The sequence below is a fragment of the Burkholderia sp. AU45251 genome, from assembly GCF_030482905.1.
GTDB lineage: Bacteria > Pseudomonadota > Gammaproteobacteria > Burkholderiales > Burkholderiaceae > Burkholderia > Burkholderia aenigmatica.
Window position 1 is genome coordinate 251,143 of record NZ_JAUJQH010000004.1, and the last position, 22,154, is coordinate 273,296.

General features: G+C 66.8%; 19 protein-coding genes. 7 read left to right on the forward strand and 12 right to left on the reverse strand.

All coding sequences use genetic code 11. From position 1 onward, the window contains the following. The first annotated feature begins 15 nt into the window (after positions 1-15). From aroQ to QZM67_RS12785, 3 genes are all read left to right on the forward strand, one after another. Positions 16-459 (forward strand): type II 3-dehydroquinate dehydratase, encoded by a 444-nt coding sequence (gene aroQ / locus QZM67_RS12775; protein WP_301803444.1) that lies wholly within the window; start codon positions 16-18, stop codon positions 457-459. Positions 460-666: 207 nt separating this feature from the next. Further along, positions 667-2,094 (forward strand): MFS transporter, encoded by a 1,428-nt coding sequence (locus QZM67_RS12780; RefSeq protein ID WP_301803446.1) that lies wholly within the window; start codon positions 667-669, stop codon positions 2,092-2,094. 144 nt (positions 2,095-2,238) lie between these two features. Continuing rightward, positions 2,239-3,441, forward strand: coding sequence for an MFS transporter (locus QZM67_RS12785; RefSeq protein ID WP_301803799.1), 1,203 nt, complete (start codon positions 2,239-2,241; stop codon positions 3,439-3,441). 309 nt (positions 3,442-3,750) lie between these two features. Here QZM67_RS12785 and QZM67_RS12790 read toward each other — a convergent pair whose 3' ends face one another. Continuing rightward, positions 3,751-4,863, reverse strand: a complete 1,113-nt coding sequence (locus QZM67_RS12790) for a DJ-1/PfpI family protein (protein ID WP_301803447.1) — start codon at positions 4,861-4,863, stop codon at positions 3,751-3,753. A gap of 121 nt (positions 4,864-4,984) precedes the next feature. Here QZM67_RS12790 and QZM67_RS12795 point away from each other — a divergent pair, with 121 nt between their 5' ends. From QZM67_RS12795 to dctA, 3 genes are all read left to right on the forward strand, one after another. Further along, positions 4,985-5,995 carry a GlxA family transcriptional regulator gene (locus tag QZM67_RS12795; protein WP_301803802.1) on the forward strand — a complete coding sequence of 337 codons (1,011 nt, stop codon included), beginning with the start codon at positions 4,985-4,987 and terminating at the stop codon, positions 5,993-5,995. 79 nt (positions 5,996-6,074) lie between these two features. Next, complete coding sequence (locus QZM67_RS12800) at positions 6,075-6,980, forward strand: LysR family transcriptional regulator (protein ID WP_301803449.1); 906 nt, start codon at positions 6,075-6,077, stop codon at positions 6,978-6,980. A gap of 33 nt (positions 6,981-7,013) precedes the next feature. Next, on the forward strand, positions 7,014-8,342 hold the full coding sequence (gene dctA, locus QZM67_RS12805) for a C4-dicarboxylate transporter DctA (RefSeq protein ID WP_301803450.1): 1,329 nt from the start codon (positions 7,014-7,016) through the stop codon (positions 8,340-8,342). Between the two features lie 24 nt (positions 8,343-8,366). Here dctA and QZM67_RS12810 read toward each other — a convergent pair whose 3' ends face one another. The 3 genes from QZM67_RS12810 to QZM67_RS12820 form a co-directional block, all read right to left on the reverse strand. Then, on the reverse strand, positions 8,367-9,149 hold the full coding sequence (locus tag QZM67_RS12810) for a substrate-binding domain-containing protein (RefSeq protein ID WP_301803452.1): 783 nt from the start codon (positions 9,147-9,149) through the stop codon (positions 8,367-8,369). Positions 9,150-9,204: 55 nt separating this feature from the next. Next, positions 9,205-10,500, reverse strand: coding sequence for an MFS transporter (locus QZM67_RS12815; RefSeq protein ID WP_301803453.1), 1,296 nt, complete (start codon positions 10,498-10,500; stop codon positions 9,205-9,207). A 369-nt stretch (positions 10,501-10,869) separates the two neighbouring features. Beyond that, entirely contained in the window at positions 10,870-11,769 is a 900-nt protein-coding gene (locus tag QZM67_RS12820; protein WP_301803454.1) for a LysR family transcriptional regulator, read from the reverse strand. A 110-nt stretch (positions 11,770-11,879) separates the two neighbouring features. Between QZM67_RS12820 and QZM67_RS12825 the strand changes: the two genes are divergently transcribed. Continuing rightward, the gene (locus QZM67_RS12825; RefSeq protein ID WP_301803455.1) at positions 11,880-12,743 is read left to right on the forward strand and encodes an SDR family oxidoreductase; all 864 of its coding nucleotides are present in this window, start codon (positions 11,880-11,882) and stop codon (positions 12,741-12,743) included. 134 nt (positions 12,744-12,877) lie between these two features. Here QZM67_RS12825 and QZM67_RS12830 read toward each other — a convergent pair whose 3' ends face one another. The 8 genes from QZM67_RS12830 to QZM67_RS12865 all read right to left on the reverse strand — a co-directional run bounded on the left by QZM67_RS12830 (position 12,878) and on the right by QZM67_RS12865 (position 22,058). Beyond that, positions 12,878-13,780, reverse strand: a complete 903-nt coding sequence (locus tag QZM67_RS12830; protein WP_301803457.1) for a GNAT family N-acetyltransferase — start codon at positions 13,778-13,780, stop codon at positions 12,878-12,880. Between the two features lie 179 nt (positions 13,781-13,959). Continuing rightward, positions 13,960-15,147 carry a M20 aminoacylase family protein gene (locus tag QZM67_RS12835; RefSeq protein WP_301803458.1) on the reverse strand — a complete coding sequence of 396 codons (1,188 nt, stop codon included), beginning with the start codon at positions 15,145-15,147 and terminating at the stop codon, positions 13,960-13,962. Between the two features lie 65 nt (positions 15,148-15,212). After that, complete coding sequence (locus tag QZM67_RS12840) at positions 15,213-16,670, reverse strand: aldehyde dehydrogenase family protein (RefSeq protein ID WP_301803459.1); 1,458 nt, start codon at positions 16,668-16,670, stop codon at positions 15,213-15,215. Further along, a complete protein-coding gene (locus QZM67_RS12845; protein ID WP_301803461.1) occupies positions 16,667-17,944 on the reverse strand; it encodes an FAD-binding oxidoreductase in 1,278 nt (425 codons plus the stop codon). The genes QZM67_RS12840 and QZM67_RS12845 overlap by 4 nt, the downstream gene beginning before the upstream one ends. Positions 17,945-18,086: 142 nt before the next feature. Continuing rightward, positions 18,087-19,412, reverse strand: a complete 1,326-nt coding sequence (locus tag QZM67_RS12850) for an FAD-binding oxidoreductase (protein ID WP_301803462.1) — start codon at positions 19,410-19,412, stop codon at positions 18,087-18,089. A gap of 2 nt (positions 19,413-19,414) precedes the next feature. Then, positions 19,415-20,149 (reverse strand): cupin domain-containing protein, encoded by a 735-nt coding sequence (locus QZM67_RS12855; protein WP_301803463.1) that lies wholly within the window; start codon positions 20,147-20,149, stop codon positions 19,415-19,417. A gap of 119 nt (positions 20,150-20,268) precedes the next feature. Then, entirely contained in the window at positions 20,269-20,700 is a 432-nt protein-coding gene (locus QZM67_RS12860; RefSeq protein ID WP_301803465.1) for a helix-turn-helix domain-containing protein, read from the reverse strand. 23 nt (positions 20,701-20,723) lie between these two features. Further along, positions 20,724-22,058: an FAD-binding oxidoreductase gene (locus QZM67_RS12865; RefSeq protein WP_301803469.1), complete on the reverse strand. Its 1,335-nt coding sequence runs from the start codon at positions 22,056-22,058 to the stop codon at positions 20,724-20,726. Positions 22,059-22,154: the final 96 nt, after the last annotated feature.

The following is a 22,154-nucleotide window of genomic DNA, read 5'->3' on the forward strand; positions in this document are numbered from 1 at the left end:
ACGATGGAGATTCGCATGAAGAAGATTCTGATGCTGCATGGCATCAATCACAACATGTTCGGCAAGCGCGATCCGGCGCAATACGGGACGATCACGCTCGCGCAGATCGATGCGCGACTGCAAGGGTTGGCAACGGAACTGGGTGCGCACGTGGAATCGTTCCAGACAAACAGCGAAGGCGCGATGTGCGAGCGCATTCATCGCGCTTTCGAGGAACGCCAGGACGCGGTGCTGATCAACGCGGGGGCGTGGACGCACTACAGCTACGGCATACGCGACGCCCTTGCCATCCTCACGTGTCCGATCGTCGAGCTGCACATGTCCAACATTCATGCGCGCGAGCCGTTTCGGCATCACTCCGTCCTGGCCGAGATCGTCAGCGGGCAGATTTGCGGTTTCGGCGTCCAAAGCTATCTGCTCGCGCTGAGGGCTGCGGTTTCGGCGCTCGGCGGGGAATAAGCCGATTCCCGCATCGGCCGCCGATGCGGGAACCACGCACATGCGCCGCCGTTGCCAGGACGCTGCGTTGCGCACCGCGGTGGTTCGCCGCGCGTCGTATCGATGGGCCACGATCAGATTGCACAACGGGGGCGACACATCGGGCAGTGACGACTCCCCGCATCACCCGCCTTGCCCGGCCACGCATATCAATATCTGGAGACGACGATGACCACGACCTTGCGGGACGAGCCCAGGGGCAGGCACCAATCGAGAAAAGCCGCCGTTAGCGGCTGGATCGGATCGGTGCTCGAATACTACGATTTCTTCATCTACGCCACGGCATCGGCGCTGATCTTCCCGCAGATATTCTTTCCGCACGGGAGCCCCACGACGGCCATCATCGCGTCGCTGGCCACTTACGGTGTCGGCTATGTGTCCCGCCCGATCGGCGCGTTCGTACTGGGCCATCTCGGCGACACACGCGGACGGAAAACCGTCCTGCTTTTCTGCATGTTCCTGATGGGCATCTCGACCGTTGGCGTCGGCCTCCTGCCGACCTATCAGCAAGCCGGGCTGATCGCGCCGGCATTGCTGGTGACGCTTCGCCTGCTGCAAGGCTTCGCCGTGGCCGGCGAGATTACCGGCGCGAGCTCGATGATCCTGGAGCACGCGCCGTTCGGTCGACGCGGCTACTTCGTCAGCTTCACGCTACAGGGCGTGCAGGCCGGACAGGTGCTGGCCGCCGCCGTGTTCCTGCCGCTCGCCTACTACATGCCGTCCGCGCAATTCGATAGCTGGGGCTGGCGCATTCCGTTCCTGCTGAGTGCGCTGGTGATCGTCGCGGGTTTGATCATTCGCCGCGAGGTCGACGAGTCGCCGGCCTTCGATGAGGCCGTACGCAACCGGCCGCAAGCCGGCTCGCCCGTTGCCGACGCTTTCAGGCACCACTTGCCCGACATGGCGCGCGTTGCCTGCATGTCGATGATGAACGTGATTCCGGTCGTCGCCACGATCTTCGGCGCAGCCTATGCGGTCCAGCCGGCGTATGGCATCGGGTTCCAGAAAGATATCTATCTCTGGATCACCGTGGTGGGCAATATCGTTGCGATGATCGTGATTCCGTTCGTCGGCAACCTGTCCGACCGGGTCGGCCGCCGGCCGCCGCTCATCGTCGGCTCGCTGGCCGCCGGGCTGCTCTCGTTCGCCTACCTGTATGCGATCAGCATCCGGAACGTGCCGCTCGCATTCGCGATGTCGATGCTCATGTGGGGCGTGGTGTACCAGGGCTACAACGCGGTCTTTCCCGCCTTTTACCCGGAACTCTTCCCGACCCGCACGCGCGTCTCGGCGATGGCAATCGCGCAAAACCTCGGTACCGCGGCCACCGCGATGCTGCCCGCCCTGTTCACGGCGGTTGCGCCGCCGGGCGCACACCACGTCTGGCTGATCGTCGGTGCGATCGCGTTCGGCATCACCGCGATTGCGGCGCTCGCGGCCTCGAGCGCACGCGAGACCTATCGTGTCCCTATGAACGACCTGGGGCGTGTGAACGCTCAACCGGTCGACAAGGCAGAATACGACCGGCTGCGCGCCGAGGCGCTGTCTCGCAATCGCCTCGTGCGCGAACACGTGCCGGGATCCGTGGGTGGCTAGCCAGCGCTCGACGGGGCGTCGTGTTCGGCGCCCCTTGCGCCCGGCCTTTCCTGCTCGCCGCTGCCGCCCTCGCCGGACGAGCGACCTAGCGTTGACGTTGCCTTTACCCGATGCCTGATGCCCGATACCGCGCCCAAAACCGTCATGCCGGACACCACGCGACCCGCTCGCCTGAGCTTCGCGCTCATGTTGCCGCTTCTGCTTGCGGCCCAGCCGGTGGCGACCGACAGTTACCTGCCGGCGCTGCCTGAAATCGCCACGACGCTGGGCTCCGCCAGCGTCAGCCTCACGGTTTTCGCATTGATATTCGGTATCGGACAACTGCCGATGGGCAGCCTGTCCGACCGATTCGGCCGCCGTCCCGTCTTGCTGTCCGGCCTTGCGCTCTATGCGCTGACCGCGCTGGCAGCATCGCTGGCTTCAACCGCAGCGATGCTGGTGGCTGCTCGTGCGATGCAGGGCCTGGCCATGGCCGCGATACTGGTATGCGCCCGCGCGACGGTGCGCGACCGGTATTCGGCAGGCGACGGCCCGTTCGTGATGGCGCGCGGGTTCATGGGGATGGGGATGATGGCGTTCCTTGCCCCGCTTCTCGGTGCGTATGTCACACAGCAAGCGGGATGGCGATGGGTGCTCGCGGGGATGGGCCTGTATGCATTCGGGTTGCTCGTCATGTGCTGGTACGGCTTCGAGGAAAGCCTCGCCCGAATCGCGCCGAGGCGGGGCTCGAGCCGAGATGTGCGCGAGATACTCGGCAATGCCACGTTCAGGGTATGGACGCTGCTGGCCGCGTCGACATACACCGGCATGTTCTGCTTTCTGCTGCTTTCCCCGGCAATCTACATCGGGCATCTCGGCATATCGCCCCGGCAGTATGGCTGGATACCGGCGGGCGGTACGCTCGTCTATGTGCTGAGTACGTATGGCTGCCGTGTGTTGCTGCGCCGTCAGAGCATGCTGCGAACGGTTCGACAAGGCGCAACGTTGAGCCTGTCCGGCGCGGTGATCCAGGCGTTGGGGTGTGCGCTGCTGCCCGACAGCATCTGGCCGCTGCTCGTGGGGCATGGCGTGTATTGCCTCGGCCACGGAATCCATCAGCCATGCGGGCAGGCAGGCGCGGTCAGCGGCCTGCCTCATCTGGCAGGCCGCGCCGTATCCTGGTCCGGCTTCATCATGATGCTCTTTGCTTTCTGCGTAGGACAGGCAGCAGCGGGCTTCACCGATCCGCGCTATCAGCTAGGCGCGTGGCCCATGGTGGCGCCGATGCTGGTCGTCGGCGCGGCGCTGGTAACGATTGCGTATGCGTGGCTGCCAAGAATCAACCACGCGACTTTGGCCGCCAGGTGATTCCGCCGCTTTCCGCGATGTTCGGAAGTAGAGACCAAGCGGCGATGGCCAACCGCCGGTGCGGCATGGATTTGTCGGGGGCAATGTCCGGGCGGTCACGATGTCGGACCCACTAACAGCCGTGGCGGATCCCCGCTACCTCATACGCCGGCCGGCTCGACATGCCCCGCCCGGCCCCCTCTTGGCTGACCCTCTCGCGACGGCAAGCCAACCTCGGTCTCTGCTTCGAACGCCGCCTGTCTGCGCTCGGCCTCGATCTTCTCGTCGACGGTCATCTTGCGCGGCCGGGGCACACGGCAGTCGGTTCCTTCATCTCCCGTCCATGCATGTTTTCACGGCGCAACCCGTGGCATATTCGAGCTGCAGTGCTACCCAGTTCGACGTGGCTGCACCGTAGCGTGCCGCCACATCGGCCAGCACGCCAGGAAGCACCGCGTCGACGTGCTTCCCGTCAGGGACCGCGACGCGTTCGCGCCCGACACTTGCCGGCTGTGTCAGCAGCCGCAAGCCGTGCGTCGATACAACCTCAGGCGCGTCGGCCGTAGCGATGACGTCGCTGCGCCACGTCCGTGCCCAGGCGTCGGCGGTCAACGCGACCGATATCTCGTCGAACCCGTTCTCGAGCGGCAGCGCAAACGTCTCGTGCTTCCAGAACACGATACGGTTGACGAGCGCCGTCGACACCCTACGCGCGGTCAGTCCAAACCGCCCGCTGTCGTGAGCGTCGCTCCAGGTCTGCACGCCGATGCGTCGTGCGGTTTCGCTCGCCGCGGCCGGGCCGGCCAATGCACCGACCAGCGCGATCGAAGCCGGAATGGACGCGGATACGCCGGCCGTCGTCATCACGTTGCCGTCCATCACGTAGCGGCGATCCCCGACCCAGTTCGTATCGGTAAAGCGGCGGCGCAACCCGTCGCGTGAATACCAGTGCGACGTTGCGGTGTGTTGCCGCAGCAGACCGGCGTTGGCCAGCACCACCGCACCGTCGCAGATCGCCACCATCGTCGCGCCCGCGGCGGCCTGTTTCTTCAACCACGCCAGCACCGCCGGACGGTCGGCGCGATGCATCGCGGGCACGACCACGACGTCTGCCCCAGCGGGTATCGCCGCATCGAATTGGTCGATTGTCGTATCGGCCAGCATGCGCAACGCGGGCATCAGTTCGACGGCCCCGGCGTCGACGGATACGGCGACCACGTCGACCGCGCCGGACGCCTTGAGGATCGAATACGGGACGATGAAATCGGTCGTCTCGGTTCCCGCGTTGTCGGCGATGATCGCCACGAGCGGCCGAGTGCGCCCTTCCTTCGGTGCCGTCACGGTCAGCGCCCGTGTCTCCGGCAGCCTGCCTTGCGCCACCGCTTGCGTCGCGCCCCAGGCGCAAGCGCCCGGCAACATGTACGCGAACAGCATGATGACCATGATGCGCGTTACCGCACGCTTCCCTCTTTGCATCGTCCACCCGAATCGATCTATTGCACGTCCCGAAAATTACAAGGATCATGCGTGCCGTCACAAGGACAACTCCACCGCACTTTCAGCCATGTCCCAGTCAGCCCGTCCAGCGCGCCATATCGTTGTTGTCGGTTTCGAAGGCGTCCAGTCCCTCGACATCACGGGGCCGATGGAAGTGTTAGCGGTCGCGAACCGCTACCTGCCGGCCGACGCGACGCCCTACCGGCTCATGCTGGCTTCTCAGTATGGGGATGACATCGTCACGCATGCGGGGCTGCGGCTGGCCGGTCCGGCCGCGCTCGCCGAATTACCCGAACAGATCGACACGATCGTCATCGCGGGCGGACATGAAGCGGCGTTGCGTCACGCCGCGTCGGAGGCCGGCGTGCTGCCGTGGCTGCGCACGCGCATCGCGCATACGCGGCGCATCGCCAGCATTTGCACCGGCGCATTCGTGCTCGCCGCCGGCGGATGGCTGAACGGCAAACGTGCAACGACGCACTGGAATCAATGCGCGACGCTGCAGGACCTGTGTCCCGAGGTTCGGGTCGAGCCGGATGCACTTTACGTGAACGACCCGCCGTTCCATACATCGGCCGGCGTGTCGGCCGGCATCGACCTGTGTCTGGCGCTCGTCGAGGCCGACTGCGGCGCGCCGACCGCACTCGCAGTCGCCCGCGAACTCGTGCTGTTCATGCACCGCCCTGGCGGGCAAGCGCAGTTCAGTGTCGGCCTGAATCTCCAGGCAACCGCGACGCCGCGCCTGCGCGCCCTGCTCGCCGACATTGCCGACGATCCGACGGGCGACCTCAGCGTCGCGGCGCTGGCGGCCCGCATGCACGTGAGCGAACGGACGTTTGCGCGCAGTTTCCTCAAGGAGACCGGGCTCTCGCCGGCCCGTTACGTGCTGGCTGCAAGGGTCGAGCGGGCGAAGGCGCTGCTGGAGCGGGCCGACTGGCCGCTCGAACGGATCGCCGAACGATCGGGATTCGGAAGCGTGGACGCGTTGCAGCGCGCGTTTGCAAAATGCGTCGGCGCATCACCGCGAGACTATCGTGCGCGGTTCGGGCACCCGTGCCGGGCAAACCCGAAAACATAGGGTTTCAGGCAACGCAACGCGCATGGCACCATGCGGAATCATGCAAAATGCTCGGCATCTGAGTCGCGGAGATTTGCCCGTGGGGATCAACTTCGATTTAACCGACTTGCAGGCATTTCGCGCCGTGGTGGAAACGGGAAGCTTCCGCAAGGCCGCCGAAGCAGTCAACCTGTCCCAACCGGCCTTGAGCCGCCGGATCGACAAGCTCGAGGAAGCGCTCGGCGTGCGGCTCATCGAGCGCACCACGCGCAGCGTCGCGCTCACCACCGTCGGTCGCGTGTTCGCCCAAAGCGCCGAGCAACTGCTCGACGATCTCGATGCCGCGCTGCTCGGCATTCGCGACGTTTCGTCGAGCCGCCTGGGCCATGTGACGATCGCATGCGTGCCGTCGGTCGCCTACTATTTCCTGCCTGCCGTCATCGCGCGATATCATCAGCGTTTTCCGCGCATCAGGGTGAAACTGCTCGACGCAAGCGCCAACGAGGTACTCGGCGCCGTCATCAGCGGCGAGGCGGATTTCGGCGTGAGTTTCATCGGCAGCCAGGAGGCGGAGATCGAGTTCAGGGTGTTGCTCCAGGAACGGTTCGTTGCCGCCTGTCGCCGCGACCACCCGCTTGCACGCAAGAAGCGCGTGACCTGGAATGAACTTTACGAGCACGATTATGTGTCGGTCGACAAGACGTCCGGCAACCGTCTGCTGCTCGACCAGGCGCTGGCTGCCGTCGCGCCGCGCGCGCCGAGCGTCTGCGAGACACGCCACGTGACGACCCTGCTCGGATTGATCGAAGCGGGGCTCGGCGTCGCCGCGGTCCCCTCGATGGCGATGCCCGGGCATGACCACCCTGTTCTCACGAGCGTGCCGCTCGTCGAACCTGTCGTCAAGCGACGCGTGGGCATCGTGAAGCGGCGCGGACGACCGCTCACCCCGGCCGCCGAGGCGTTTCACCGGATGGTCGTCGAGGCTAGGCGCGACGCATCGGCGTAACGACGGTAGAGAGACACGAAGGAAAACCGGACAGTGAGGTTGACCAGGCTGCTTGGATCGCTTTACGTGCAGGTTCTGCTCGCGATGATGCTCGGCATGGGCATCGGTCACGCATGGCCGGCGGCGGGTGCGATGCTCAAGCCCCTGAGCGATGCATTCGTCGGCCTGGTGAAGATGACCATCGCCCCGATCGTCTTTTGCACGATCGTCTCGGGCATCACGTCGCTGGCGAACGGCAAGACCATCGGCCGCACGATCGTGCGGGCACTGGCGCTCTTCTATCTATTGACTGCCGCCGCGCTCGCGCTCGGACTCGTCACTGCCTATGTGCTGCAACCCGGCGCCGGCATGCACGTCGATGTCGGCCATCTGGATGCAAGCATCCTCGCTCCATATGCGAAGCATGGGGAACCGCGCGGGCTGGTGGCGTTCGGGCTGAGCGTGATTCCGGATACGATGCTCGGCGCATTCGCCGGAGGCGAAGTGTTGCCGGTGCTGCTGCTGTCGCTGTTGTTCGGCTTCTCGTTGAATGCGCATCCGCGGGCCGGCCGGCCCGTTCTGGCGTTGATCGACGGTGTCGCCCAGGTCGTCTTTCGCGTGCTCGCGATGATCATGCGGCTCGCGCCGCTCGGCGCATTCGGCGCGATGGCGTTCACGGTGGGCCGTTTCGGCATCGGTTCGGTCGGCTCGCTTGCGAAGCTGATGGCGTCCTTCTATGTGGCCTGCGTGCTGTTCGTCACGCTGGTGCTCACACCGCTCGCGCGACTGCACGGTTTCGCGCTGTGGCGGCTCCTGCGCTACCTGCGCGAAGAATTGCTCATCGTCCTCGCGACGTCGTCCACGGAGCCCGTTCTGCCGCGCCTGATCGTCAAGCTGGAGGCACTCGGCTGCGACAAGGGCATCGTGGGACTCGTGCTGCCGGCGGGCTATTCCTTCAATCTGGACGGTACCGCGATCTATCTGACGCTCACGGTATTGTTCATCGCGCAGGCGTGCGGCATCCCGCTTTCCGCGTCGCAGATCGCGACGATGCTCGCCATCATGCTGGTCACGTCCAAGGGGGCGGCCGGCGTGTCGGGCAGCGGCCTGGTTGCGCTGGTCGCGACACTCGCCGTCATGCCCGACCTGCCGGTCGCCGGGGTGGCGCTGCTGGTCGGCATCGATCGCTTCATGTCGGAGGCGCGCGCGCTGACCAGCGTGATCAGCAATGCGTGCGCGGTGATTTTCGTATCGTCGTGGGAAGGTGCGTGCGATCGTACGCGTCTTGCGCAAAGGCTCGCGGCGGGCGGGCCGGCCTTGCCGAACGGGGCCGATAAAAACCGTGTCGCGGGAGACGGCGGCGGCAATGGGAAGGCGGACTGACACACGCCTTCCCGTCGATCGGGCTCAATGCGCGGGAACGGAATCCAGCCCGGTCGATTTCACGTCGGCCTGCACGTCGGGCGACGCAAGATAGTCGAGCAGCGCCTTCGCTTCCTGCGGATGCTGCGCGCCGACGGGGATGCCGGCGGCGAAGCGCGTGACGGACTGCAGCGATTCCGGAATCTTGCCGACGAAGGTCGCACCGTGGACGGGCAGCAGTTCGCTGACCTGCTGGAAGCCGATTTCGTAGTCGCCGTTCGCGACGACCGATGCCACCGGAATCCGCGGAATCATCTTCGCCTTCGACTTCACCTGCTCCTCGATGCCGAGCTTCCTGAACAGCTCGCGTTCGACATACACGCCGCTCGCGCTGTCCGAGTAGGCGATCGACTTCGCGTGCAGCAGCACCTGCTTGAGACCTTCGGCGGTGCTGATATCGGGCTTGGCCGCGCCGTCGCGCACGACCATGCCGATGCGCGAGTCGGCCAGCTCGACCCGCGATGCGGGGATGACCTTGCCTTGCTTGATCAGATCGTCCAGCGCGTAGCCGACCATGATGACGGCGTCGGCGGGCTCGCCGCGCGCGAGCCGGTTCGGAATCGCTTCGGGCGACTTTCCCATCGACGGGCCGAGCGCGGTGGCGAGCGTATTGCCCGTCGCGGCCGCGAACCGGGGGCCGAGCACCTTGTAGGCGGCAGTGAAGCCGCCCGAGCTCATCACGTGCAGTTCGGCAGCCTGCACATTGGCCGCAAGCGCCGCGGTGGCGACGAGCGCGGTTGCGCAAAATTTCAGGAGCGGATTTTTCATCGTCATGGTCGTGCAGATTCGTGGGTGGGGATGAACGTGACGGACAGGCCGGACCTCAATGCGCCGGCGTCAACGTCGCCGTGCGGTGGCGATAGAGTGCGAACGTCGCCAGCAGCGCGCACACAGCGGCGAAGCTCATCCAGTAGCCGGGTGCGGCCTTGTCGCCCGTCATGTGAATGAGCCCGGTCGAGATGGCCGGCGTGAAGCCGCCGAACACGGCCGTCGCGAGACTGTAGGCGAGCGAGAAGCCCGCGACACGCACCTGCACCGGCATCACTTCGGTGAGCGCGACGACCATCGCACCGTTATAGATGCCGTACATGAACGAGAGCCAGAGCAGGACGAGCAGCATGTTGGCGAACGACGGCGCGTGCGCGAGGAACGACAGCGCCGGATAGGCGGTCACGACGGTCAGCATCGTCATGCCGACCAGCAGCGGCCGACGGCCGATCCGGTCGGACAGCGCGCCGCCGATCGGCAGCCACACGAAGTTCGACACGCCGACGCAGAGCGTCACGAGCAGGCTGTCGGCGGTGCTCAGATGCAGCACCGTCTTGCCGAAGGTCGGCGCATAGACCGTGATCAGATAGAAGCTCGTGGTGGTCATCGCGACCAGCATCATGCCGGCAACCACGACGCCCCAGTTCTGGACCAGCGTACCGAATACTTCCTTCATGCCCGGGCGATGCTTGCGCGCCTTGAATTCCTGGGTTTCCTCCAGGTTGCGGCGCAGCATGAAGATGAACGGCACGATCATGCAGCCGACGAAGAACGGCACGCGCCATCCCCAGGCGGCGATCTGTGATGCGCTCAGCCACTGATTGAGCGCAAAGCCGAGGCCCGCCGCGATGACAATCGCCACCTGCTGGCTGGCCGATTGCCAGCTCGTGAAGAAACCCTTGCGGCCGGGCGTCGCCAGTTCGGCGAGATAGACCGATACGCCGCCCAGTTCGGCACCTGCGGAGAAGCCCTGCAGCAACCGCCCGATCAGCACGAGCACGGGCGCCAGCAGCCCGATCGTCGCGTAGCCCGGCACGAACGCAATCAGGATGGTGCCGCTCGCCATGATGGACAGCGTGACGATCAGACCCTTGCGGCGGCCGACCTCGTCGATGTACGCGCCCAGCACGATGGCGCCCAGCGGGCGCATCAGGAAGCCGGCGCCGAACACGGCGAAGGTCATCATCAACGACGCGAACTCGCTCTGCGCGGGGAAGAAGACGTTGGCGATCTGCGTGGCGTAGAAACCGAACAGGAAGAAGTCGAATTGCTCGAGAAAATTGCCGGCCGTGACGCGAAAGATCGCGGCGGCCTTCGAACGTTCGGCCGGAAGGCTGGACGAGGGGTGCATCGGGGTGTCTCCTGAAAATCCTGGAATACGCGGGTGGGGCTGATTGATTGTCGTTTTCCGGCATGTTGGCGCGGTATCGACCAAACGATAAGTGCGATTTTCGGAATGATTGATGCACTCCGGTTATCAATCGACGGACTCTCCACCGACCCCGGGATGACCGGAGGCGCCGCCGCGTCTCGCGTTGCTCGCGATTCGCCGCGAGGTGAAACGCAACCGGCTCGACGGGTTGGTGGAAACCGTTCCGGCTTTTACCGTCGGCATCGGCTGGGCGCCGGCGCGCGCCCCTGCGGATCGTGACGCACCCCCTTCAGGACATCACGGCGATCGCGAGCGCGACACACGTGCGCCGCCGCGACCGAAGCCGCTTCACGCTCCGGGTTCGACATACGCAGCCAGTTCTTCCGGCTTTCCGGACGGAAACGCGTCGGCCAGGTGATCGAGAAACGCGGAAACGCGCGCGCTCAACAACCGCCTGGACGGATACAGCGCCCACAATTCGATATCGGGCCCCGGCACGTCGCCCCAGCTGACGAGCGTGCCGGCGGCCAGGTCGCGGCTCACGAGCGACACCGGCAGACATGCGGCGCCCAGGCCGAGACGGACCGTATCGCGCACCATGATCAGCGACGACAGCCGTGCCACCGGTTCGATCGGGATGTGCGACGTCCCGGCCGGGTGCGAGACCTCCCATGCCGCGCGACCTTCGGTCGCCCCGCGAACGACGGCCGGCGCGGGCGTGTCGCCGCTCGGCCGCGCCAGCCCGGGCTTCGCGACGACGACCAGCCGGTCGCGCAGGAACACGCGCCCGATCAGGCTTTCGTCAGGGTCCGGGTTCACGCGGATCACGAGGTCTACCCCTTCCTCGACCATGTCGACGGGCCGGTCTTCCGTCGTCACCTCCAGCCTGACGTCCGGGTATTTCAGCGCGAACGTCGCCACCAGCCTCCCCATCGCGAACTGAGAAAAGAGCATCGGCGCACTGATGCGCAACCGGCCGCGCGGCCGCTCGCTCCTCGCCGCAATCGCCGACGCGCTGTCGGCAAGCTCCGCGAGCAGCACGCCCGTGCGCTCGTAGAGCGCACGCCCTTCCTGCGTGAGCGTCACGCCACGCGAGCCGCGCTCGAACAGGCGCAGCGACAGGCTGTTCTCCAGTTCCGCGACGCGGCGCGACAGCGTCGCCTTCGGGCGATCGGCCGCGCGTGCGGCTTCCCCGAAGCTGCCATGCCGGGCGACGAGGTTGAAATCGGCAAGAGCGAGCAAGTCCATGTGTTCCACCAGTGAGACGGTATGTCTATTTACCACACCTTCCGGATCGCATGCGGATCACTTAACTTACGTGGGCAGTCAATCCCATCGTTACCTCAGGAGTGAACATCATGACCATTCTCGTTACCGGCGCCACCGGCCGTGTAGGCCGCCAGCTCGTCCGTCAACTCGTCGATCGCGGCGCCGACGTGCGCGTACTGGTGCGCGATCCGTCCAAGGCCGACTTTCCGGCGGCAGTGTCCGTCGCGCAGGGCGACATGCTCGACGTCGACGCCCTTCGCACCGCGTTCTCCGGCGTCCGCACGCTGTTCCTGCTCAACGGCGTGGCCGGCGACGAATTCACGCAGGCGCTGATCGCGCTGAATCTCGCCCGAGAAGCGGGTATCGAGCGCGTCGTCTATCTGTCGGTCCTCCATGCCGACCGCTTCGTGAACGTGCCGCACTTCGCAGTAAAATCCGGCGCCGAACGGATGATCGAGCAGATGGGCTTCAGCTCGACGATCCTGCGGGCCGCGTATTTCATGGATAACGAAGCGATGATCAAGGACGTGATCGTCGGGCACGGCGTCTATCCGATACCGATCGGCGGCAAGGGCGTCGCGATGGTGGACGTGCGCGACCTCGCGGAAGTCGCGGCGATCGAGCTGATCCGGCGCAACGATGCGCCAGCCACGCTGCGGGTCGACACGATCAACCTGGTCGGGCCCGACACGCTGACCGGCACGCAGCTGGCGTCCATCTGGTCGGACACGCTCGGGCGCCCGGTTGCCTATGGCGGCGACGATCCCACGCCGTTCGAAGCCAATTTCGCGAAATTCATGCCGAAATGGATGGCGTATGAAATGCGGCTGATGGCCGAGCGCTACGTCAGCGACGGCATGGTGCCGGAGGCCGGCGACGTCGAGCGGCTGACCGCGATCCTGGGCCGCCCGCTGCGGACGTATCGCGACTTCGCGGCAGCGCTCGTCCGCTGAGCGCGATGCCGCGTCTTCATGCGCAGCGCGGCGGTGCGGGCAGTCGTCGGGGGGAACCGGTCGCCGCTGCCCCGTACGATCGACGAGCAGTTGGGAGGGCCGCCGAATTCGTCTGCCCCGGGCGGGGCCGAGGTCTACAACATGGACTGACTGACCAGCCCGTACAGTCCAAAGGCGGGGTCGGCCGTGCCCTCGTGCGCCGCGGCCGGCGCGTTGCGAACCATCTTCGAGCAGGTATCCACCTGTTTCAGCCCCTGTTCGCTCAGCCAGTCCGGCAAACTGCTCCCGTCAGGCACATCGACACGAACGAATTCGCCGTCGCGTTTCGTCAGCCAATAGCCGATCAGCACCTTCGCATGCGCATCATCGCTTGAGCGCGGCGCGACCACCGGGCCGATCACGTAACCGCGGCCAAATCGCCGCAGCACCGAAAACCCGACGACCTCGCCATCACGTTCGAGCACGACGCTTTCTCGGCGCATCTGCAACGCGGACAATAGCGCTTCGCGTTCGAGGCCGGACGCTCGCGCGTCGAGTTCGACCAGGCGCGGCCAGTCGGCCGGCGAACCGGCACGCAACCGCTCGCCGGCCGGCACGACAACCGCGGCGGGCCGATCGACGTTCCCCTGATATTGGCCCAGCGAGCCGCACACGTTGAACCCCAGTTTCTCGTAGAGGGGCCGACCGGCCGGCGTCGCGTGCAAAAACGTGACGCGCGGCCCCAGTTCGCCGAGGAGCGTCTCCATCAGCTTGCGGCCGATTCCGCGGCCCTGATGCGCGTCGGACACGATCACATGCCCGATTGCCGCGCGATCCGCACCGTACTTCCAGCCCATCGCGGTGCCGATGACCACCCCGTTTTCCTCGGCCGCGAACGCGATCGACGTGTCGGCGGAAAACTGCCAGTCTTCCGCCCTGAACGGCCAGCGCAGCGCCATGGAAAGGGCATGCGCGGCGGGAACGTCCGCCGCGGTGAATCGCCGGTAGCGAAGCGCGGACGTCGTATCGCGCTCGTTCACTTCATGTTCCTCATTCATCAAGCAGTCCTTTCAAAGGGTGCGGTCGCGCGGCACGGCACGTCAGAAAAATAGGCGGCGATCACATCGAAGCGGCGATAGATTGCACGGTTATCGCCGGCTGGCATGGGCGCATGACGATCCGGAAGCACGCCTGCCCCGGGCCTGACGCCGGCCGGTTTCCAAGCCGCCCCGACGCATCACGGCGATCGCGTGAAGTAACGTTGCGCCAACGCGACCCAATACCGGACTCCGGCCGGAATGATGTCGTCGTTGAAGTCGTATTTCGGATGATGCAGCGCCGGTGCGCTCGCGCCGTCCCGCGCATTGCCGATCAGCACGTAAGCGCCCGGCCGCTCTTCCAGCATGAAGCCGAAGTCTTCGGACGTCATGTTCGGCGGCACGTCGCGAAACAGACGTGGGTCGCCGAACGTGTCGCGAATCGCCGCTTCGCACAGGGCCGTCTCGGCCGGCGTGTTGACCGTCGCCGGGTAGTACCGAAAGAATTCCACGTCGACCTGTGCGCCATAAGCGCTTGCCAATCCCTCGCAAGCGAGCCGGACGTCTCGCTGCAGCTTCTGCTGCAATGACGACGACAGCGTGCGGATCGTGCCGCGCAGCTCGGCGGTATCGGGAATCACGTTGTCCGTCGTACCCGCATGGAACATGCACACGGAAATGACGGCGGGATCCACCGGATCCTTGTGCCGCGCGGCGATCGTCTGGCACTGCAGCACCATCGAGCACGCGAGCGGCACCGGATCGATGCCCAGATGCGGCTGCGCCGCATGCGCGCCCTTGCCCGTCACCGTGATCCTGAAGCGCGAGCCCGCGGCCATGATCGGGCCCGTGCGCAACCCGAAATGACCGGCCGGCAACCCGGGCCAGTTGTGCATGCCGAATACCGCTTCCGTCGGGTATTGCTCGAACAGTCCGTCGTCGATCATCCGGCGCGCGCCCGCGCCGCCCTCTTCGCCCGGCTGAAACACGAAATGGACGGTGCCGGCCAACTGCGGCAACGCTTTCAGTACGCGCGCGGCGCCGAGCAGCATCACGGTGTGGCCGTCATGGCCGCACGCGTGCATGATCCCGTGCGTGCACGATGCATGCGCGAAGTCGTTGGCTTCGCGAATCGGCAATGCGTCGAGATCCGCGCGCAGCACGATGCCGCGACCGGGATCCGCGCCGGGCAGGCTCGCGACCACGCCCGTGCCGCCCAGCCCGCGCGACACCGCATAGCCGAGCGATTCGAGCTCGCGGGCGACGACGTCGGACGTCCGGTGTTCTTCGAATCGCAACTCGGGATGCGCATGCAGGTCGCGGCGCAGTTTCGCCCAGTACGCGTGATGCGCGTGCAGCGACGTGTCGGGGATGATGGCGTGTTCCAATCTCGGCATCCTTGCAAAGCCAACCGGTTCAAATCACGACTGCCGCATCGCGCGCAGCGGCCGCATCAAGCGTAAAAGCCCAGGACAGACTTGACCTCCATGTACTCCTCCATCCCTTCGATCCCGTACTCGCGGCCGTTGCCCGACTGCTTGTAGCCACCGAACGGTGCCTGAGGGTCCCATGCGGGGTAGTTCAGATGCACCTGGCCCGAGCGGATGCGGGCGGCCACCGCGCGTACGCGCTCCATGTCGGTGCCCTGCACGTGCGCGCCGAGCCCGTAGACCGTGTCGTTCGCGATGGCGACCGCTTCTTCCACGGTGTCGTAAGGCAGGATCGCGAGCACCGGGCCGAAGATCTCCTGCTGCGCGATCGCCATGTCGGTGCGCACCTCGGAGAAAATCGTCGGCCGCGCATAAAAGCCGCGGTCGCGCCCCACGGGCCGGCCGGGGCCACCGGCGATCAGCTTCGCACGTTCGTCGACGCCCACGTCGATCATCTGCGCGACCCGCCCGAACTGCGCGCGATTGGCGAGCGGCCCATGCGTCGTCGCCTCGTCGAACGGATCGCCGACCACGAGCGTGTGCACGGTCGCGACGGCCAGTTCCTCGACCGCGCCGAGCATGGTGCGCGGCACGATCATGCGGGTCGGCGCGCTGCACGATTGCCCCATGTTGCGGAACGCGGCGGCCACGCCCGGCGGGATCGCACGCTGCAGGTCCGCGTCCGGCAACACGAGGTTCGGCGACTTGCCGCCCAGCTCCTGCGCGACGCGCTTGACGGTCGGCGCGGCCGCCTGCGCAACGAGCACGCCGGCCCGCGTCGAGCCGGTGATCGACACCATGTCGACCTCCGGATGCGACGACAGCGCCGCGCCCACCGTTTCACCGCTGCCGCTCACGAAGTTGAATACGCCGGCGGGCGCGCCCGCGTCGGCGACCACTTCCGCGAACAGCAGCGCGCTGAGCGGCGACAGCTCGCTCGGCTTCAGCACCACCGTACAGCCTGCCGCGAGCGCCGGCCCGACCTTCGCGGTGATCTGGTAGATCGGCCAGTTCCACGGCGTGATCAGCGCGCACACGCCGATCGGCTCGCGCACGATCGCGGTCGTCCCGCGCCGCTCGACGAACGGGTAGCGCGCGAGGTTGTCGCGTGCGACGCGGATATGTTCGGCCGCGAGCGGCACATGGGCGCCGCGTGCGTAGCCGATCGGCGCGCCCATCTCCAGCGCAAGCGCGGTGGCGAACAGCTCGGCGCGCGCCAGGATCAACGCATGGATGCGATCGAGCAACGCCGCGCGCTCATGCGGTGGAGTCGCGGCCCAGCGTTCGAACGCGCGGCGCGCGGCCTGCACCGCGCGGTCGGCGTCGCGCGCGCTGCCGAGCGGGATCTCGCACAGTGCGTCTTCAGTGGACGGGCTGACGACCGCGAACCGGTCGCTGCCGGCGGGCGGCACCCAGTCGCCGTCGATGAAGAAGCGTTCGAGCCTGCCGGCTTGCATCAGGTGAACTACCGGTGAATTCATTGCAACGTGTCCTTGAGTCGATACCACGCACCGACGAACGGCAGAAACCAGGGTTTGCCGAAGTGCCCGGGAATGGCCGGCCAGTCGAAGGCTTGCCACGGGTTGAGGTCCGCGCGTCCGTCCATGATCTCCGCCATCAGCGTGCCCATCAGCGTGGCCATGTGCGTGCCGTGGCCGCTATAGCCCATCGAGTAGTAAACGCCGTCGCGCTCGCCCGCGCGCGGCAGCCGGTTGGCCGTCATGTCGACCATTCCGCCCCAGCAGTAGTCGATGCGCACGGCGGCCAGCTCGGGAAACACGGCGGCCATCTGCTGCCGCAGGATCGCCCCGCTCTTTTCGTCGGAACGGGGATTCGACGCGGCAAAACGCGCACGCCCGCCGAACAGCATCCGGTTGTCGGGCGTGACGCGAAAGAAATTGACGAAGTTCTTCGTGTCGGTGACCATCCGGCGCGTCGGCAGCAAGCGGTCGAGCCACTCGCGCGGCAACGGCTCGGTGACGATGATGAACGCGCCGACCGGCACGATCCTGCGACGCACCCAGCCGAACGGCCCAACCTGCGAAATGCCGCTCGCGAGCAGCACCTGGCGCGCACGGATTTCGCCGAGCGGCGTACGCACCGCGTAGGCGCCGCCCGCTTGCCGCTTCAGTCCGAGCACCGGCGCGTGCTCGAGAATCTGCGCGCCGCGGGTTTGTGCGGCGCTCGCCAGCCCGCGCACATAGCGGCCGACATGCATCCCCGCACTCTTGCCAAACAGCAGGCCGCCGTGATAACGGTCCGAGCCGATCTCGTCGCGCAGCTCCGCCTTCGTGACCATGCGCGTGTCGGGGTCCACGCTCGCCGCGAGCAGCGCCTGGCTGCGCACGAGCTTGTCGTAGTGCTCGGGCTTCGCCGCAAGCTTCAGCTTGCCGCGGCGCACGAAGTCGCAATCGATCGACTCCTCCCTGACCAGCCGCTCGACCGTGTCGACGCCCGCGTCGAACGCGCGATAGAGCCGGTTAGCCAGTTCCGTGCCTATGCGCTGCGACAGCGACGCATAATCCTGCGCGAAGCCGTTGTTGCACATGCCGCCGTTGCGCCCCGACGCCGCCTGCCCGACGGTGCCGGCTTCGCAGACGATCACGCGCGCGCCTTTCTTGGCCAGCGCCAGCGCGGCCGCCGAACCCGTGATTCCGCCGCCCACCACCACCACGTCGCAACTGCCGTCCTGCAACGCCGACGAACTGCTCGCGAATGGCTCCGACGTATCGAGCCAGTAGGAACTGAAACGCATCAGGCACTCCCAAGTTGCCGCGCTGCACTGCACCGCACTGCATGGCCGGCGAACATTCGCCATCCCGATCCCGCCGCGCGTGCGGCCCAGATCGAAGCGCCTCTTCCGGAGGCGGCTCCCTTGTCCCCGTGACGGCCTTGCACTAGAAATCCGCGACCTTGCCCCACGCGGATTCGCTGAAACGGCCGGGCCGGTAAGGCGCCGGATCCACGAACGGTTCCGCACCGGACGCGAGATCGGCGATCAGATACCCGGCGCCCGGCCCGATCCCGAAGCCATGCCCCGAGAAGCCCGCCGCGAGGATCAGCCCCGGCACGCCCGGCACTTCGCCGATGCCCGGCACGCCGTCCGGCGTGCTGTCGACGAAGCCGGCCCATGCGTGTGTGATCTTCGCTTCGCGCAGTTCGGGCAACAGTTCGGCCGCGCGGCGGTACGTTTCGGCGACCGTCGGCATGTCGGGCTTCGGATCGAGAATGCGCACCGCTTCCATCGGCGTCGGCGCATCGAGGCGCCAGCGCTTCAACGTTTCATGCCCGCCGCGCACGCCTTCGAGGCCGCCCGGCAGCAGATTGCGCCAGCGCTTCGCGAACATCGGCACAAATTGCGGCGCGAAGCGCAGGAACTGCGGCGTGAGGTCCACGCGCGCGCGGCCGCTGATCGCCAATGCGTAGCGTCCGTCGCTGCGGCGCGTCACGGACACGCCGGACGTGTACATCGCTTCCGGCAGCGGCTGCGCGACGGGCGATACGCTCAGGATCGACTGACGGATCGATGCCTGCGGAAACCGGATGCCGAGCTGGCGGCAGAACGACGATGCCCATGCGCCGCCGGCCATCACGACCGTTCGGGTCTTGATGACGCCCGCCTCGGTAACGACGGCGGCGACACGGCCGCCCTCGAGCTCGATGCCGCGCGCCGCGCAGTGCTGGTGGACACTGCCGCCCAGCTTCATCAGCGCGGCGGCCACGGCCGGCGCGGCCTTCGCCGGATCGGCCGTACCGTCGGTCGGCGAGAAGACACCGCCCTTCCACTGCCGCCCGGTCGCCCGGCCGCGCTCGGCGGCCTGCTTGCTATCGAGCATGTATGTGGTCACGCCCGCGGTCTTCGCGAATTCGCCCCAGCTGGCCCAGCGGGACAGCTCGGCCTCGTCATTGCTGAGATACAGCAGCCCGCAGCGATGAAAGCCCGTGTCCTCTCCCGATTCGGCAGAGAATCGTTCCCACAGATCGATGCTCTTGCTCGCCATCGGCAGCTCGCGCGCGTCGCGGTTCTGCTGCCGGCACCAGCCCCAGTTGCGGCTCGACTGTTCGGCGCCGATGCGGCCCTTCTCGACGAGCGCGACCGACAGCCCGCGCCGGGCCAGATAGTAGGCGGTGAAGACGCCAATGATGCCGCCGCCGATCACGACGACGTCGGCCGCGGCCGGCGGCGTGGACAAGGTTTCGATATGGCGCAGCGGAGGGGACATGCTCAGTCTCGTTCGGTGGAGGGTTTGACGTTCTGCATCACGTAGAACTTCGCCACGCGTTCGCTGCTTTCCCATCCGATCGACGCGCCGCGCGGCACGAACAGCGCATCGCCAGCACCGAGCGACAGCACGCTGCCGTCGGCCGCCGCGAACCGCACGCCGCCGTCCAGCAGGAACATGAACTCGTTCGCGCGATGCGGCCGGACGATCCGGTGATACGGTGTCGAGTCCCACGTGCCCGCGCAATATTCGGCGCCGTCGTCGGTGAACACGTTGTCGCTGCGGCATTGCGGCGCGGGGCCGAGCAGCACCTCGGCCGGCAGCGTGGCGGACGGTTTGAAGTCCGCGTCGGCGCGCAGCGCGAAGAGGCCGCGTTTCGTCGGTTGCGCGCACGCTGCCGCACAGAACATCAGCAGTACCGGCGATTGCGCGGCGATGCGCAGTGCGGTGCCGCCGCCGATGACGGCGCCTTGCCCCGGGCCGAGCACCAGCGGGGCGGCCCCGGCCGCTTCGAGCGTCAGCTCGCCCTGGACGACGACGACGGTTTCGACGTGCGGAAAGCTCGGCACGTCCAGTTCGCCGACGAAAACGATCCGCCCCGCGGCCATCGCGTCGGAACCTTCCCAAGCCATCTCGCGATGCGACGCGAAAGGATCGTTCGCGCCGAACGCCTGCTTGCGGAATGCGGTGGAAGACGGCGCGCCGTCGGCCCGGTGCAACACGAAAACTGCGGTCATTTCTGCTCCTGTGCGGTGCGCGGCGGCCGGGTTCAAAGCCATCGCGCGATATCGGAAATCGTCGTTCGCCGGCGCTCCTGCCGGACCTCCTCAGCGGGGCATGTCGTCCATGCGTGCGCTTACGCCGCGTGACACGACGCTTCGCGGCGCTCGTCGCGCGTGCGGATCGACAACGCCCGCTCCGGCGCGCGGCCGGCTCGCGCAACCACGTAATCGCGCGGCGTGATCCCGAGCACGCGCCGAAAATGCCGGCACAGATGGCTCTGATCGAAGAAGCCGACGTCGGTCGCGACGACCGAAGGCGCGAGGCCTGCGCGCAGCAGGTCCTGCGCCCGCCGTACCCGCACGAGGCACAGATACCGGTGCGGCGACAGCCCGGTTTCGCTGCGAAAGCGCGCGGTGAAACGGGACACGCTCAACCCGGCCACCGCCGCGAGCGTGTCGAGGTTCAGCGGCTGCGCGAACGACGCGTCGATCGTGCGCAGCACGTCGCCGATCGCCGGCGAGATGGCCGGCGCGACACGTGGCGAGCCAACGAATTGCACTGTCATATCGAATTCTCCCGGCGCTCGCTTCAGTGCAGGAAATCCTGCATCCGGTAATACGCGCCGACGAGCGGCAGGAACCACGCATGCCCGAAATGGCCCGGTATCGCCGGCCACTCGAGTTCGCGCCACGGATTCGACGCGGCCGCGCCATACAGCACATCGGCCATCACGCGGCCCATGTGCACCGACATCTGCACACCGTGACCGCTGTAGCCCATCGAGTAATAGAGCCCGTCGTGCTGGCCCGCGCGCGGCAGCCGGTCGGCGGTGATGTCCACCAGCCCGCCCCAGCAGTAGTCGAGCCGCACGTTGGCCAGTTCCGGGAAATAACCCGCCATGCCGGCGCGCAGGATGTCACCGCTCTTCGCGTCGGAGCGCGGGCTCGACATCGCGAAACGCGCACGGCCGCCGAACAGCAGCCGGTTGTCGGGCGTCACGCGGAAGTAGTTGCCGATCTGGCGCGACGTCACGTACGCACGGCGGTGCGGAAACAGCCGGTTCAGCTGCGCATCGGGCAGCGGCTCGGTCACGACGATGAAGCTGCCGACCGGTGCGATGCGTCGCCGGAACCACGCGAACGGCCCGTGCTGCGACGCGCCGGTCGCGACCAGCACGCGATCGGCGACGAGCGTGCCGCGGGCGCAGGTGATCCGGTGGCGCTCGCCGTCGAGCCGGTCGAGCTGCGTGACGGCCGCGTGCTCGTACACGCGTGCGCCGGCGCGCACGGCCGCTTGCGCGAGCCCGACGCCGAACTTGCCCATGTGCATCTGCGCGCCGTTGCGCTGCAGGAGTCCGCCGTAAAAACCGTCGGACGCGATTTCGTCGCGGATCCGCGACGGCTCGATCAGTTCGATGTCGGGATCGACATCGCGCCGCAACGCGTTGAAGGTCTTTTCGAGCCCCGCGAAATGTTGCGGCTTCGCGGCGAGTTTCAGCTTGCCCGCCCGCCGGAAGTCGCAGTCGATCGCCTGTTCGGTCACGATCGTCTCGACGCTCTTCACCGCGCTTTCGTACGCGCGATAGAACTGCTTCGCCGGCTCGGCGCCGATTCGCGCGGCCAGCGACGCATAGTCCTGCGCGACGCCGGTATTGCACTGGCCGCCGTTGCGGCCGGACGCTTCGCCGGCGATTTGCGCGGCTTCGAGCACGACCACCGAGACGCCGCGCTGCGCGAGCGCGAGGGCCGCCGACAAGCCGGTGAAGCCGCCGCCGATCACGGCCACGTCGGCACGCCCTTCGACGGGCCCCTCGCAACCGGCACGAAACGCGGGGCGGGTATCCAGCCAGTACGATTCCAGTTTCATTGGATCCTTCTCGAGCATTCCGGCAACAACGATCGGCGACCGTTCAATGAGAATCATTTAAGCATCGTCAAAAACCGCAGTTGTCGCGTATTCGCGCGCGGCACGCGCACAAATCGCCGTTTTGCGCGACTGCCGCAGCACACTATGCGGCGT

Coding starts and splice junctions, on each gene's coding strand:
- aroQ (WP_301803444.1), top strand. CDS start 16: ATGAAGAAGATTCTGATGCTGCATGGCATCAATCACAACATGTTCGGC.
- QZM67_RS12780 (WP_301803446.1), top strand. CDS start 667: ATGACCACGACCTTGCGGGACGAGCCCAGGGGCAGGCACCAATCGAGA.
- QZM67_RS12785 (WP_301803799.1), top strand. CDS start 2,239: ATGCCGGACACCACGCGACCCGCTCGCCTGAGCTTCGCGCTCATGTTG.
- QZM67_RS12790 (WP_301803447.1), bottom strand. CDS start 4,863: ATGGTCATCATGCTGTTCGCGTACATGTTGCCGGGCGCTTGCGCCTGG.
- QZM67_RS12795 (WP_301803802.1), top strand. CDS start 4,985: ATGTCCCAGTCAGCCCGTCCAGCGCGCCATATCGTTGTTGTCGGTTTC.
- QZM67_RS12810 (WP_301803452.1), bottom strand. CDS start 9,149: ATGAAAAATCCGCTCCTGAAATTTTGCGCAACCGCGCTCGTCGCCACC.
- QZM67_RS12815 (WP_301803453.1), bottom strand. CDS start 10,500: ATGCACCCCTCGTCCAGCCTTCCGGCCGAACGTTCGAAGGCCGCCGCG.
- QZM67_RS12820 (WP_301803454.1), bottom strand. CDS start 11,769: ATGGACTTGCTCGCTCTTGCCGATTTCAACCTCGTCGCCCGGCATGGC.
- QZM67_RS12825 (WP_301803455.1), top strand. CDS start 11,880: ATGACCATTCTCGTTACCGGCGCCACCGGCCGTGTAGGCCGCCAGCTC.
- QZM67_RS12830 (WP_301803457.1), bottom strand. CDS start 13,780: ATGAATGAGGAACATGAAGTGAACGAGCGCGATACGACGTCCGCGCTT.
- QZM67_RS12840 (WP_301803459.1), bottom strand. CDS start 16,670: ATGAATTCACCGGTAGTTCACCTGATGCAAGCCGGCAGGCTCGAACGC.
- QZM67_RS12845 (WP_301803461.1), bottom strand. CDS start 17,944: ATGCGTTTCAGTTCCTACTGGCTCGATACGTCGGAGCCATTCGCGAGC.
- QZM67_RS12850 (WP_301803462.1), bottom strand. CDS start 19,412: ATGTCCCCTCCGCTGCGCCATATCGAAACCTTGTCCACGCCGCCGGCC.
- QZM67_RS12855 (WP_301803463.1), bottom strand. CDS start 20,149: ATGACCGCAGTTTTCGTGTTGCACCGGGCCGACGGCGCGCCGTCTTCC.
- QZM67_RS12860 (WP_301803465.1), bottom strand. CDS start 20,700: ATGACAGTGCAATTCGTTGGCTCGCCACGTGTCGCGCCGGCCATCTCG.
- QZM67_RS12865 (WP_301803469.1), bottom strand. CDS start 22,058: ATGATTCTCATTGAACGGTCGCCGATCGTTGTTGCCGGAATGCTCGAG.